Origin of the sequence: Pseudomonas sp. CF161, from assembly GCF_000416215.1 — a bacterium.
Taxonomy (GTDB): Bacteria; Pseudomonadota; Gammaproteobacteria; order Pseudomonadales; family Pseudomonadaceae; genus Aquipseudomonas.
In genome coordinates, this window is the sequence record NZ_ATLP01000074.1 from 109,219 (window position 1) to 121,437 (window position 12,219).

At 62.9% G+C, this 12,219-nt stretch carries 16 protein-coding genes; 9 read left to right on the plus strand and 7 right to left on the minus strand.

Features of this window, described 5'->3' with window-relative positions; translation table 11 throughout:
• Window positions 1-8: 8 nt before the first annotated feature.
• From folX to CF161_RS13670, 4 genes are all read right to left on the minus strand, one after another.
• Window positions 9-380, minus strand: a complete 372-nt coding sequence (folX, locus tag CF161_RS13655) for a dihydroneopterin triphosphate 2'-epimerase (protein WP_020297174.1) — start codon at window positions 378-380, stop codon at window positions 9-11.
• 2 nt (window positions 381-382) lie between these two features.
• Window positions 383-943 carry a GTP cyclohydrolase I FolE gene (gene folE / locus CF161_RS13660; RefSeq protein ID WP_020297175.1) on the minus strand — a complete coding sequence of 187 codons (561 nt, stop codon included), beginning with the start codon at window positions 941-943 and terminating at the stop codon, window positions 383-385.
• Window positions 944-964: 21 nt separating this feature from the next.
• Window positions 965-1,675 (minus strand): dihydromonapterin reductase, encoded by a 711-nt coding sequence (folM, locus tag CF161_RS13665; RefSeq protein ID WP_020297176.1) that lies wholly within the window; start codon window positions 1,673-1,675, stop codon window positions 965-967.
• 82 nt (window positions 1,676-1,757) lie between these two features.
• Entirely contained in the window at window positions 1,758-2,327 is a 570-nt protein-coding gene (locus tag CF161_RS13670) for an antibiotic biosynthesis monooxygenase (RefSeq protein ID WP_020297177.1), read from the minus strand.
• A gap of 218 nt (window positions 2,328-2,545) precedes the next feature.
• Between CF161_RS13670 and CF161_RS13675 the strand changes: the two genes are divergently transcribed.
• Window positions 2,546-3,505 (plus strand): MerR family transcriptional regulator, encoded by a 960-nt coding sequence (locus CF161_RS13675; RefSeq protein WP_043229384.1) that lies wholly within the window; start codon window positions 2,546-2,548, stop codon window positions 3,503-3,505.
• A 17-nt stretch (window positions 3,506-3,522) separates the two neighbouring features.
• Here the strand turns inward: CF161_RS13675 and CF161_RS13680 are convergent, their stop codons facing one another.
• Entirely contained in the window at window positions 3,523-4,128 is a 606-nt protein-coding gene (locus CF161_RS13680) for a hypothetical protein (protein ID WP_020297179.1), read from the minus strand.
• Between the two features lie 57 nt (window positions 4,129-4,185).
• Window positions 4,186-4,659, minus strand: coding sequence for a PAS domain-containing protein (locus CF161_RS13685; protein WP_020297180.1), 474 nt, complete (start codon window positions 4,657-4,659; stop codon window positions 4,186-4,188).
• Between the two features lie 142 nt (window positions 4,660-4,801).
• Between CF161_RS13685 and CF161_RS13690 the strand changes: the two genes are divergently transcribed.
• A complete protein-coding gene (locus CF161_RS13690) occupies window positions 4,802-5,257 on the plus strand; it encodes a flavodoxin (RefSeq protein WP_020297181.1) in 456 nt (151 codons plus the stop codon).
• Here the strand turns inward: CF161_RS13690 and CF161_RS13695 are convergent.
• Window positions 5,238-6,134, minus strand: a complete 897-nt coding sequence (locus CF161_RS13695) for a LysR family transcriptional regulator (protein ID WP_020297182.1) — start codon at window positions 6,132-6,134, stop codon at window positions 5,238-5,240. The two genes, CF161_RS13690 and CF161_RS13695, sit on opposite strands and share 20 nt — an antisense overlap.
• A gap of 97 nt (window positions 6,135-6,231) precedes the next feature.
• Here CF161_RS13695 and CF161_RS13700 point away from each other — a divergent pair, with 97 nt between their 5' ends.
• The 7 genes from CF161_RS13700 to CF161_RS13730 all read left to right on the plus strand — a co-directional run.
• Window positions 6,232-6,618: a CidA/LrgA family protein gene (locus CF161_RS13700; protein WP_020297183.1), complete on the plus strand. Its 387-nt coding sequence runs from the start codon at window positions 6,232-6,234 to the stop codon at window positions 6,616-6,618.
• Window positions 6,608-7,294 (plus strand): LrgB family protein, encoded by a 687-nt coding sequence (locus CF161_RS13705; protein WP_020297184.1) that lies wholly within the window; start codon window positions 6,608-6,610, stop codon window positions 7,292-7,294. The genes CF161_RS13700 and CF161_RS13705 overlap by 11 nt, the downstream gene beginning before the upstream one ends.
• Window positions 7,295-7,442: 148 nt before the next feature.
• Window positions 7,443-8,225 carry a class II aldolase/adducin family protein gene (locus CF161_RS13710; protein WP_020297185.1) on the plus strand — a complete coding sequence of 261 codons (783 nt, stop codon included), beginning with the start codon at window positions 7,443-7,445 and terminating at the stop codon, window positions 8,223-8,225.
• Complete coding sequence (locus CF161_RS13715) at window positions 8,225-9,127, plus strand: alpha/beta fold hydrolase (protein ID WP_020297186.1); 903 nt, start codon at window positions 8,225-8,227, stop codon at window positions 9,125-9,127. The genes CF161_RS13710 and CF161_RS13715 overlap by 1 nt, the downstream gene beginning before the upstream one ends.
• Before the next feature lie 153 nt (window positions 9,128-9,280).
• A complete protein-coding gene (locus CF161_RS13720) occupies window positions 9,281-10,192 on the plus strand; it encodes an SDR family oxidoreductase (RefSeq protein WP_020297187.1) in 912 nt (303 codons plus the stop codon).
• A 117-nt stretch (window positions 10,193-10,309) separates the two neighbouring features.
• Window positions 10,310-10,663, plus strand: a complete 354-nt coding sequence (locus CF161_RS13725; RefSeq protein WP_020297188.1) for a hypothetical protein — start codon at window positions 10,310-10,312, stop codon at window positions 10,661-10,663.
• 499 nt (window positions 10,664-11,162) lie between these two features.
• On the plus strand, window positions 11,163-12,219 hold a 1,057-nt coding region (locus CF161_RS13730), incomplete at its 3' end, for a DUF1302 domain-containing protein (protein WP_043229386.1).

Consider the following 12,219-nt stretch of genomic DNA (forward strand, 5'->3'; position numbering starts at 1 on the left):
ACTTGCGGCTAGCGGCTTGCCGCCAAGGTGATGGATACCGATTCGGCAAAGCGCAGGGCGTGGGGCTTGTCGACTTCGACCTCGGCGTAGAGCACCGATTCGTTGGCCATGACCAGATCCAGCAATTCCTGGGTCAGGCGCTCAAGCAGCGCGAAACGGTTGCCCTCCACGTGGGCGATGATCGCCTTGGTGATGGTGCGGTAGTTCAGGGCGTGGTCGATATCGTTATCGCGCACGGCGTCCTGGGCGGCATAGAGGATGGTCAGGTTGATCAACACATCCTGCTTGTTGAGGATCTCTTCCTCATTGATGCCGATAAAGGTCCGCAGGCACAGGTCCTTGACCCGGATGCGTGCCATTCCTGGCTGAAGTTGTGGCATTGCTACTTGCTCCGTCCAATCAATTGCAGGAATTCCTGGCGCGTGGTGCTCGATTCGCGAAACGCGCCGAGCATCACCGAGGTGTGCATGGTCGAATTCTGTTTCTCGACGCCGCGCATCATCATGCACATGTGCTTGGCTTCGATCACCACCGCGACGCCGGCGGCCTGGGTCACCTGCTGCACGGCGTCGGCGATTTCCCGGGTGAGATTTTCCTGGATCTGCAGGCGTCGGGCAAACATGTCGACGATCCGGGCGATCTTCGACAGCCCCAGCACCTTGCCGGTCGGAATGTAAGCGACATGGGCCTTGCCGATGAAGGGCAGCAGGTGATGCTCACACAGGGAATACAGCTCGATGTCGGCGACGATCACCATTTCATCGCTGTCGGAGGCAAACAGGGCGCCGTTGACGATCTCGTCCACCGACTGGGCATAGCCATGACACAGATACTGCATGGCCTTGGCCGCGCGCTTGGGGGTGTCCAGCAAGCCCTCGCGGTCCGGGTCTTCGCCGATGCCCTTGAGTATTTCGCGGTAGTGCTGGGGCAGGGATAAAGTCATACAACATCCTCGAAGGAAGGCTTATTTGACATGCCGTCCGCCGTTGACGGTCAGGGTCGTGCCGGTGACGTAAGGGTTGTCCAGCAGGTAGCGCAGGCTCTGGTAGATCACTTCACTGCCGGGCTCGATGCCCAGCGCGGACTTGGCCAGGGCTTTGGCGCGGTACGCCGCGTCGTCGTCGGGGTTGAACAATAACAGGGCCGGGGCGATGCCGTTGACCTTGATCTGCGGCGCGTACTTGGCCGCGAACGACAGGGTCAGGCTTTCCAGCCCGGCTTTGCTGGCGCAGTAGGCAATGTGCTTGCTGCTGCCCTTGCGCGTGACGTCATCACTGATGTGCACGATGTCTGCAACCTTCGAGCGCTGCAGCAGCTCGGCGCAATTCAGGTTGATCAGGTAGGGCGCCAGCATGTGCACGCCGAACATCCGGGTGAAGGCCTCGGCCTCGTCGCCGGCGCTCTCTGCCAGCCACTCGGAGGCGTTGTGCACGATGGCGCGCAGGCTGTCGGTGTGGGTTTTCAGCAGGTTGATGAAGGCGAGGATGCCGGCTTCGTCGGACAGGTCGGCAAACAGCACGGTCGCGCCCTGGTTGCGCAGGACCTCGACCCCCGGGCGTTCGGTGCGGTAGGTGACGATCACCGGGTGGCCGTCTTCCAGCAGCCGCCGTGCGCAATGCAAGCCGACACGCTGGCTGGCGCCAGTGATCAGGATCGGGGCAGGGGAAGCATTCATGAACGGCTCGCGTCGCGGGTGGAGCAAAACTATACCAGCGACGGCCGGGCAATGCAGGCGACCGCTCGGCGGCCGCCGGGGCTCATGGGTTCTGGGTCGAAGCTGCGGCAGGCAGCGGACGCGGCGCGCTGCTGTTGAGCCAGCCGGACAGCAAGTGGGTCGACAGCGGAATAAACAGATAAACCATCAGTGGCGTCAGGGCCAGGGTGCTGACGAACACTCGGCTCAACAGTCCCAGGTCGGCAAGCAGCGGGCCGAGGACGAAGTTGAACAGCAGCGACACCGGAAAGAACGCCAGCCAGATGGCCACGGCCTGTTTCCAGCGTGGCGGACGCTGGCCGACAGCGCCGAACCAGCCATCGATGCCGCTGACCCGATGTTCCGACGGGTGGGCGAACAGGTCGCCGCCACGGCCCAGCCAGGCCGTACGCGAAGCGGAGTGCTCCCAGGCATGCAGGGTCTGTTCGTCAGCGAAACGGAAGATGATCTGGAATTCGTCATCGTCGGGCGGCGGGGCGAGCACGCCGGAGCCCAGGTAGCCGGGGAAGTCGGTGGCCAGTTGTTCGCCTTCGCGCAGCCAGGCGATCAGGTCCTGATAACGACCATTGGCGACGCGACGCGCAACCATGAGGGTGACGGGTGAGGTAGACATTATGTATCTCCGTAAAACCAATGCGTTGCCTGGATAAGGCAAACACCAGATACGGCCCGGGGTGGTGGGCGCGCCTGGCTCTTCACAAAAACAAGCAAGGATTATTCCTGATTGCGTCAAATACGCCAGCGTCAGCGGTCGATTTTCTGTTTGTTGAGGCGCAAGCACTCAGGGGGGGTAGAATGGCCGCCACTTTGTTGATCGGTGTTTCTGCCCAGATGCCCGTTACTACTGAACTTGCCCGTGCTCCACAGCCCGCCAGCGCAGTCGCGCAGGAGGACCTGTTTCCGATTCGTGAAGTCTCGCGGCGTACCGGTATCAACCCGGTCACCCTGCGGGCATGGGAGCGGCGTTATGGCCTGATCCAGCCGACACGCACCGAAAGTGGGCACCGCCTGTATTCCACGGCCGATGTCGAGACAGTGCGTGAAATCCTCAGCTGGATCGAACGCGGGGTCGCGGTGAGCAAGGTCGGCAAGATCCTCGCCAAGACCCAGGCGGCCCAGGCCCTGCCCAGCGTGGTGGCGGATACCAGCCTGACCGGCGAGTACAAGCAGTGGTGCAGCCAGCTGAAAGTGGCGGTCAGCGCTTTTGACGAGGCCCAGCTGGAGCGGCTCTATGGGCAGATTTTTTCCAGTTACGCGCTGCCGGTGGTGTTCCAGGACATCCTGATGCCGTTCTGGAAGCAGCTGTTGCAGCATCAGGAGCCCTTCGGCCACACCAGCGAGTGGCTGTTTCTGGACGGGTTTCTGCGTTCGCGCATGACCCAGCGCCTGCTGCTGCAACGCGGCAGCCAGACGCGCCAGGTGCTGTTGACGGCCCTCGGCGAGCACTGCCACGAGCTGGAGTTGCTGGTGGCGGCGCTGATACTGGGCAACGACGAGATTGGCGTCAGCGTGTTGGGCTTGGGCGTGCCCTTCGACGAGTTGACCCTGGTCTGTGAAAAAATCCAACCGGCGGCGCTGGTGCTGTTCTCCAGCCGGGCGCCGACGACCGAGTTGCCACGCCGCCTGGTGCGCCTGGCCATGACCCTCAATTGCCCGGTGCTGCTGGCCGGTGATACCGCAGAGCTGGCCCAGGAAAGCCTGCAGGCGTCGGCGGTGGGCTGCCTGGGCAATGATGGACGCTTGATGCCGCAGCGCTTGCGGCAGTTTCTCGACGGCAAGCTGGACACCTGAGGCGCCCGCGACGGGGGTCAGATATGCAGGTCGGGGTGGGTCAGGCGGTGCTGTTGCAGGATGTATTGGCGCAGGCGCTCGGTCTGATCCTTGTCGGACTGATTCAGGCGGTAGGCATAGCAGCCCTTGGCGGTCTGGCGTTCGAAGGTGCCGCGCAGGGCGATGCGTTCATAGCCTGAGGGGCTGAACCACAAGGCAAATTGCCGAGGCGGCTTGCTGCGACCGCGCACTTCCAGCAACACACCCTTGAACGAAACCTCACGCACCCAGAGCGCGCCGGGCTGGCCGCGGACATTCTGCAGCGCCACCGGCTGCTCCAGGTTCAGGCGCCAGGGCCGGATCATGGGCCCGTCTTCAAAGATGCTGGGCACGCCCAGACGCAAATGCAGCGCATGAAATTCATCCTCCACCAATTGCAGGGGGAAGGTCATTTGCTGGTTGTCGAAATGGGCCTGGATCGTCACCTGTTCATTGGCTGCCAGGTGCGTGAGCAGGTCACGAATCTGTGCTCCGCCATTGACCAGCAGGCTGGACGTCGCATCCCGCGTGTTGAGTTGCGGGTTGTGTTGCATGGTCTGAATGAAGTCCAGTTCATCCTGGGTCAGGAGGGCGTCACGCTGCATGATGCTGCTCGGAAGGAAAGGGTTACGAAATCACTGCGGATTCGATGAATAAGAACATTAAATCTTCAGCCCGTTGGCGCCATTCGTCGCTTTCAACGCCGCCAGCTCAGCCTGGACTTCAGCCAACTGGCCTTCGACCTGGGCCAGGCGTTGTTGTGCCTTGACCTGCACCGTCACATCTTTCTGCACGCCAATGAAATAGGTCAGTTGATCGTTTTCATTGAACACCGGGGTGATCGACAGCTCATTCCAGAAATGGCTGCCGTCCTTGCGGTAGTTGCGCAGCACCTGGCGGCATGGCCGGCCCTGGCCCAGGGCTTGGCGGATCGCTTCCAGCCCGGGCTGGTCACGGTCCCCGGATTGCAGGAAACGGCAGTCCTGATACAGCACTTCATCGGCGCTGTAGCCGGTCAGCTTCTCGAACGCCGGGTTGACGTAAATAACGATGTTGTCTTCGCCTTCCTGTTCGGCGACCACAATCCCGTCATTGGAGGCGTTGATCACCAGTTGCAGCAGGTGGGCGTTGATCATTACAGGTGTCCGCATTTATCGGCAGTGCCGGCATTCTAAGACATGCCGGCGAGCTGTCCACTGGCCATGAGTGCTAAAGGATCGGATTGTACCGCTCAGCTGGTAATATCCCAGGCTTTTACTCAGTTACAGGATCAGATTGATGAAAGTCGCCATCCTTTCCGGCTCGGTGTACGGCACCGCTGAAGAAGTCGCCCGGCACGCTGCCAAACTGCTCAACGCCGCAGGTTTCGAGGCCTGGCACAACCCGCGTGCGACCCTGGCGGACGTCCTGGCCTTCGCGCCCGAGGCCTTTCTTGCCGTGACGTCGACCACCGGCATGGGCGAGTTGCCGGACAACCTGCAACCCTTGTATTCGGCGATTCGTGATCAATTGCCGGCCGCCTGGCGCGGTCTGCCCGGCGCGGTGATCGGCCTGGGCGACGCCTGCTACGGCGATACCTTTTGCGGCGGCGGCGAGCAGCTGCGTGAGCTGTTCGCCGAGCTTGGGGTGCGCGAAGTGCTGGAGATGCTGCGCCTGGACGCCAGCGAAAGCGTGACCCCGGAAACCGACGCCGAGCCTTGGCTGGCCGAGCTGGTCAACGCACTGCGCGGTTGACCGGGCGCTCGCGCAGCAGCGCGAGCCAGGCCTGGGCGGCCTTGGACAGGTACGCCCCCTGGCGCCAGATAAAGGCGATGTCCCAGCGCAGATAGTCGGGCGCCTGCAACGTCAGGCGCACCAGGCCCGGGCGCACCAGGCCACGGGCCACGACGCTGGGCAGCAGCACCACGCCCTGGCCGGCCACCACCAGTGCCGCGAGAAAGTCGGCCTGGCCGCTGCGCCCACCCTCGCGCGGGGTAAAGCCCACTTGCTGGCAGGCCTGCAGCAGACGGTCGTTAAGCACGAAGCTGCGCTGATAGAGCAGAAACGGCGTATCGGCCAACTCTTCCAGGCGTACCTGGGCATTCATCGCCAGTGGGTGATCGGCCGGCAGCAGCGCGTCCAGCGGCTCGTCGCAGAACGGCTGATAGGCAAACAGCGGGTCCTTGGGCGTGAGGCTGCCGCCGATCTCCAGTTCGCCATTGAGCACCGCCTGCTCGATGTTCAGGCTGCCGCCTTCGAGCAACTGCACGTTGATGTTCGGGTAGCGCCGCCGGTATTCGGCAAACAGGCTGGCGAACAGCGCATCGCTGCCCAGCAGCGGCAAGCCCAGGCGCAATTCGCCCCGTGCCAGCTGGCTCAAGTCATCCAGTTCGCTGAGCAACTCGTTGCGCAGGCGCAGCATGCCTTCGGCCCGTTGCAGCACCACGGTGCCGGCGGCCGTCAGGTGAATATGGGAACCGAGGCGATCCAGCAATGGCGTGCCCAGGCTCTGTTCCAGCTGGGCGATCTGCTTGCTGACCGCCGACTGGCTGATGTGCAGGGTCTTGGCGGCCTGGGTGAAGCCACCCTGATGAATCACTTCGACGAAGCTGCGCAGTTGTTTGAAGTCCATGATCTGGATTCCATATTGGAATGGCTTCCAGTCTAACAATTCGCTTCGGTGATGGCAGGTGCTTGCATAAAATACAGGCCTGCGAGGACCGAATGCCATGAACGCTGCACTGTTGAAACACCTGGGGCGCCTGCTCGGCGAGTTGGCGGTATTGCTGGGCATTTATCTGCTGGGCTGCCAGTTGGCTCTGTGGCTGGGGTGGCCGATTCCCGGTGGCGTCATCGGCCTGGCCTTGTTGCTGCTGTGTTTTGCCCTGGGTTGGGTCAAGCCAGCGGCGCTGCAACTGGGCGCCGGCCTGCTGATGGCCGAGATGCTGCTGTTTTTCATTCCGGCGCTGATGAGCCTGCTCGACTATGGCGGCCTGCTGCGCGATGACGGCTGGCGGATCCTGTTGGTGATCGCGGTCAGCACCTTGATGGTGATGTTGGTCACGGCCTTTACCGTCGAGTGGGTGTGCCGTTGGAGGATGCGCCATGAAGCTTGAGCTGATGCCGATGTTCTGGCTGGCGCTGACCCTGGGCGCCTACCTGTTCAGTCGCTGGCTGTACCAGCGCACGGGTCGCTACCTGTTGTCGCCGCTGATCCTGGTGCCGGTGTTGTTGCTGGCGATCGCCGTGCCGTTGCACACCGCCTATGCCGAGTACTCCGCCAACACCCATTGGCTGATGCTGGTGCTGGGACCGGTGACGGTGGCGTTCGCGGTGCCGATCTGGCAGCAGCGGCAGTTGTTGATACGGCATTGGTCGGCGCTGCTGCTGGGCATGCTGGCGGGCAGCGTGGCCTCGATTGCCAGCTCTTACGGCCTGGCCCATGCCTTGGCCCTGGACAGTTCGGTGACCTTGTCGCTGGTGCCGCGTTCGATCACCACGCCCTTTGCCATGCCCCTGGCCCGTGACCTGGGTGGGGTGCCGGAACTGACGGCAGTGTTCGTGATGTTCACCGGGGTGTTCGGGGCGATGCTCGGGGGTGTGCTGCTGCGCTGGTTACCCCTGCGCAGCGCCCTGGCTCGTGGCGCATTATTTGGCGTCGGTGCCCATGGCGCCGGAGTCAGCCGGGCCCATGAGGTAGGGGGCGAGGAAGGCTCTGTGGCGGGGCTGGTGATGGTCCTGACCGGCTTGCTCAACCTGTTTGCCGCACCCTTATTGGCGTCGTTGCTTTGACGCCGATTTGTACAGATTGGTACCAAAACGAACACTGACTCGCTCGGCCAGTAAGCTGGCTGCCAATGCAACTACCTGAAGCCGGGTGCCTGACTAGACTGCTTCCACGTTCACACAATAATAAGAACATCCCGTCGAGGAACTTGCCGTGAGTCTAGCCACCGTTCAAACCTCCCAGAGTGTGAAAGACCACGTCAGCGCCGCCGAATGGCAGACCCGCGTCGACCTGGCTGCCTGCTATCGCCTGGTGGCGATGCATGGCTGGGATGACCTGATCTTCACCCACATTTCCGCCAAGGTGCCCGGCACCGAAGATTTCCTGATCAACCCCTTCGGCTTGATGTTCCACGAGATCACCGCCTCCAGCCTGGTGAAGGTCGATCAGGCCGGCAACAAGCTGATGGACAGCCCCTACGAGATCAACCCGGCCGGCTACACCATCCACAGCGCGGTGCATGAAGTGCGCCACGACGTGGTGTGTGTGCTGCACACCCACACCGCGGCGGGGGTCGCGGTCTCGGCGCAGAAGCAGGGCGTACTGCCCATCAGCCAGCAATCGCTGTTCGTGTTGTCGAGCCTGGCCTATCACGCCTATGAAGGGGTGGCGCTGAACCCTGAGGAGAAGGCGCGGTTGCAGGCGGACCTGGGCGAAAAGAACTTTCTGATGCTGCATAACCACGGCCTGCTGACCTGTGGCGGCACCATCGCCGACACCTTCCTGATGATGTTCACCTTCCAGCGCGCCTGCGATATCCAGGTGCTGGCGCAGAACGGCGGCGCGGAGCTGATTGCCATCGAACCGCAGATTCTCGCGGGGGCCAAGGCGATGCTCGCCGGGGTCACCAAAAGCGCTCAGGGCATGGGCGGCCTGCTGGCCTGGCCGGCACTGCTGCGCAAACTCGATAAACAAGACCCGGGTTACAAACTCTAATGCCACTGGCCGAGATCCCTCTGTGCGTCTGGCGCAAACGCGGGCATAGCTTCGTGTTTCGCGGTCAGACCATTCGTTACTGGACGGCAGGCCAGGGAGAGCCGCTGCTTTTGATCCATGGGTTTCCTACGGCCAGCTGGGATTGGCATTACCTGTGGCAACCCCTGGCCCAACGCTACCGGGTGATCGCCTGCGACATGCTGGGTTTTGGCGACTCGGACAAGCCGCTGGACCATGAATACAGCCTGTTGGAGCAGGCCGACCTGCAACTGGCGCTGTTGCAACACTTGAAGATCACGGCGCCGGTGCACCTGCTGGCCCACGACTACGGCGACAGCGTGGCTCAGGAACTGCTGGCCCGGCACTACGAAACCCGGGCCAATATCGCCAGTTGCGTGTTCCTCAACGGCGGCCTGTTTCCCGAAACCCATCGCCCGGTGCTGATGCAGAAGCTGCTGCTCAGCCCCCTGGGCTGGATGATTGGCCGGGCGTTCAGTCGCGATGCGCTGGTCAAGAGCTTTACCCAGATTTTCGGGCCGCACACGTGGCCCAGCGAAAGCGCCCTGGATGATTTCTGGAGCCTGGTGCAAAGCAACCAGGGGCCACGGATCCTGCACAAGCTGATCGTCTACATCCCCGAGCGGCGGGTACAGCGCGACCGCTGGGTCAGGGCCATGCAGCGCGGTGAAGTGCCCCTGCGGCTGATTGACGGCGGCTTCGACCCGGTCTCCGGGGCGCACATGCTGGAGCTCTATCGTCAATTGATTCCCGACCCGGACACCGTGCTGCTGCCCGAGATCGGCCATTACCCGCAGACCGAGGCCCCGGTGCAGGTACTCCAGCACTACCTGGCCTTTCGCGAGAACCTGGTACTGCCGCCGCGCCAGTTCGCCTGCTCCTGAACCCGGGTGCCCCGGGCCTGGCGCCTGGGGCATTTGGCTCAATCATCCCCCAGCCTTATTGCCCACCATTCAGCCCTGGCCGGGTTTGTTGTGGGCACCGCCTGGCTGCCGGACACTCGTGCCCATTGTCCATGGGTCCTGCTGGAGTTCGGTATGAGTGAGTCTGTGCGCTTCGAAGATAAAGTCGTGATCGTCACCGGGGCCGGCGGCGGCCTGGGCCAGGCCCATGCGCTGCTGTTCGCCAGGCACGGGGCGAAAGTGCTGGTCAACGACCTCGGCGGTTCGGCCCAGGGCGAGGGGGCCAATGCTTCGGCGGCGGACCGCGTCGTGGCGCAGATTCGCGAAGCTGGCGGGATTGCCGAAGCCAACCATGACTCGGTGACCGATGGCGACAAGATCGTGCAGAACGCCCTGGATGTATTCGGCCGGGTCGATGTGGTGGTGAACAACGCCGGCATCCTGCGCGACAAGACCTTCCACAAAATGGAGGACGCCGACTGGGACCTGGTGTACCGCGTGCACGTCGAGGGCGCCTACAAGGTGACCCGCGCCGCCTGGCCCCATTTGCGCGAGCAGGCTTACGGGCGGGTGATTTTTACCGCGTCCACCTCGGGTATCTACGGCAACTTCGGCCAGTCCAACTACGGCATGGCCAAGCTGGGGCTCTACGGCCTGACCCGGACCCTGGCCATTGAGGGCCGCAAGAACAACATCCTGGTCAATGCCATCGCGCCCACTGGCGGTACACGCATGACCGAAGGCCTGATTCCGCCGCAAGTCTTCGAGCAGCTCAAACCGGAGCTGGTCAGCCCGCTGGTGGTGTACCTGGCCAGCGAAAACTGCCAGGAGACGTCGGGGTTGTTCGAGGTCGGCGGCGGCTGGATCGGCAAGGTGCGCTGGGAGCGCAGCCTGGGGGCCGGCTTCGATCCACGGGTCGGGTTTTCGCCTGAAGACGTGGCGGCCCACTGGCAGCAGATCTGCGACTTCGAAGGCGCGGCCCACCCCCAGGACAACATCGAGGCGCTGAAGGAGATGATGCAGAATCTGCAAAAGTACGCGATCTGATGCAGCGCGCCGCCGGCGCCTGGCCTCGCCCATGTGGCGCTGCCCGGCCGGCGGTTGTACTCCTGAGGCATTCGTCTCTATGCTCGGCGAGCATTGAATGCACAAGGAGCGGTGTTTATGTACGAGTCAAAAGATCAGCCCGTGTTATCCCGCCTGTTGTTTTTGCGTCGGTTGCTGCTTCACGCCCTGATGGTGATGGCCTTGATCGGGTTCTCGATCGGCCTGGGTATCGGCGGCCATCTGTATTTCGAAGAGGGCATGTCGATCCATGACGCCCTGATCAACGCCGCCATGATGCTCGGCGGAATCGGCCCCGCCAACATGCCGCTGACCCCCGGCGGCAAGCTGTTTCTCGCCAGTTACGGGCTCTACGCCAACATCGTCTTCGCTGCCGCCATCGGCCTGATGCTGACCCCCGTGGCCCATCGCCTGCTGCACAAATTCCATTACGACGGCGACGACGCCGCGTGAGCCGACCCCTGTTCGCCCTTTTATTGCGCGCATAAAAAAGGCCGCTGCAAGAGCAGCGGCCGAAGTAAGACGTTAGATCAAGGAGCTACAAATCAACGTCAGTGAACCCGGGGTAACGGTCTGAATACTGTGCTTCAAAGCCGTTGAAAACGGTCGATTCAAACGTGCCCAACTCGCACGTTGAAGGGGCTTGGCAAGGCGCTTTGCCTTGAGAGCGAGGCCATAGTAAGGGGTGGCTCGACGGGGAAAAATAGCGAATCAGGACAAGGACTGTTACAGCCTGAGCAACAGTGGTGCAGACAGGCCGAGCGCGCCCCGCGATGGCGCAATCCATGTTCCTGATGGGCCGCCATCCAGCCCGTGGATACGCCGCGCAACGCCCCGTGCGGCGGGGGCCGTCATCCTTTCGAGCGACAACACGAATACCTCCTTGGTGCGCTTATCGCTCCCCTGTCGCGGCAGTAGGGTGAGGCCTTCTGTCACTCACCGGGGAAGACGCATGACAAAAACAACAATGCGCGCCATCTTCACGCCGCAGGCCCTGGCCGTCGCGGTGGCCATGGGCTGCTGCGGCCAGGCGCAAGCGGTCGCGTTCAATATCGGCGAGATCGAAGGGCACTTCGATTCATCGCTGTCCGTCGGCGCCAGCTGGGGCATGCGCAATGCCGACAAGGATTACGTGGGGACCGTCAATGGCGGCACCGCCCAGTCGTCCACCGGTGATGACGGACGCCTGAACTTCAAGAAGGGCGAGACCTTCTCGAAAATCTTCAAGGGCCTGCATGACCTGGAGCTCAAGTACGGCGACAGCGGTGTGTTCGTGCGCGGCAAGTATTGGTACGACTTCGAACTCAAGGACGAAGACCGCGAGTTCAAGCCCATCAGCGACCACAACCGCAAGGAGGGCGCCAAGTCGTCCGGGGCGCAGATCCTCGACGCCTTTGTCTACCACAACTATTCCATTGCCGACCTGCCGGGCACCGTGCGCGCCGGCAAGCAGGTGGTCAGCTGGGGTGAGAGCACCTTTATCGGCAACTCCATCAACAGCATTAACCCGGTGGACGTTTCGGCATTCCGCCGGCCGGGGGCCGAGATCAAGGAAGGGCTGGTCCCGGTCAATATGCTGTTTGCGTCCCAGGGCCTGACCAACCAACTGACGGTCGAAGGGTTTTACCAGCTGGAGTGGGACCAGACCGTGGTCGACAACTGCGGCACCTTCTTCGGCAACGATGTGGTGGCGGACGGTTGCACCACCGGCTACACCGTCGGCAGCCCGGGGGTGGCGGGTTTGCAACCGGTGGCGGCGGCCTTTGGCCAGGGCTTCCAGGTCACCCGTGAGGGGGTGATCCTGCCCCGTGGCGGCGACCGTGATGCCCGTGACTCCGGGCAATGGGGCGCGGCCCTGCGCTGGCTCGGCGATGACACCGAGTACGGCCTGTACTTCATGAACTATCACTCGCGTGGCCCGGTGGTCAGCACCACCACGGCCAACGTCAGCCCGACGACCCTGGCCGCCATTGGTGCCGCCGGCGCCGCCGCGGCGCCCACGGTCCCCG

Bases quoted from the DNA above. Each gene is read 5' to 3' on its own strand.
- folX (WP_020297174.1), bottom strand. From the start codon at position 380: ATGCCACAACTTCAGCCAGGAATGGCACGCATCCGGGTCAAGGACCTG.
- folE (WP_020297175.1), bottom strand. From the start codon at position 943: ATGACTTTATCCCTGCCCCAGCACTACCGCGAAATACTCAAGGGCATC.
- folM (WP_020297176.1), bottom strand. From the start codon at position 1,675: ATGAATGCTTCCCCTGCCCCGATCCTGATCACTGGCGCCAGCCAGCGT.
- CF161_RS13670 (WP_020297177.1), bottom strand. From the start codon at position 2,327: ATGTCTACCTCACCCGTCACCCTCATGGTTGCGCGTCGCGTCGCCAAT.
- CF161_RS13675 (WP_043229384.1), top strand. From the start codon at position 2,546: ATGCCCGTTACTACTGAACTTGCCCGTGCTCCACAGCCCGCCAGCGCA.
- CF161_RS13680 (WP_020297179.1), bottom strand. From the start codon at position 4,128: ATGCAGCGTGACGCCCTCCTGACCCAGGATGAACTGGACTTCATTCAG.
- CF161_RS13685 (WP_020297180.1), bottom strand. From the start codon at position 4,659: ATGATCAACGCCCACCTGCTGCAACTGGTGATCAACGCCTCCAATGAC.
- CF161_RS13690 (WP_020297181.1), top strand. From the start codon at position 4,802: ATGAAAGTCGCCATCCTTTCCGGCTCGGTGTACGGCACCGCTGAAGAA.
- CF161_RS13695 (WP_020297182.1), bottom strand. From the start codon at position 6,134: ATGGACTTCAAACAACTGCGCAGCTTCGTCGAAGTGATTCATCAGGGT.
- CF161_RS13700 (WP_020297183.1), top strand. From the start codon at position 6,232: ATGAACGCTGCACTGTTGAAACACCTGGGGCGCCTGCTCGGCGAGTTG.
- CF161_RS13705 (WP_020297184.1), top strand. From the start codon at position 6,608: ATGAAGCTTGAGCTGATGCCGATGTTCTGGCTGGCGCTGACCCTGGGC.
- CF161_RS13715 (WP_020297186.1), top strand. From the start codon at position 8,225: ATGCCACTGGCCGAGATCCCTCTGTGCGTCTGGCGCAAACGCGGGCAT.
- CF161_RS13720 (WP_020297187.1), top strand. From the start codon at position 9,281: ATGAGTGAGTCTGTGCGCTTCGAAGATAAAGTCGTGATCGTCACCGGG.
- CF161_RS13725 (WP_020297188.1), top strand. From the start codon at position 10,310: ATGTACGAGTCAAAAGATCAGCCCGTGTTATCCCGCCTGTTGTTTTTG.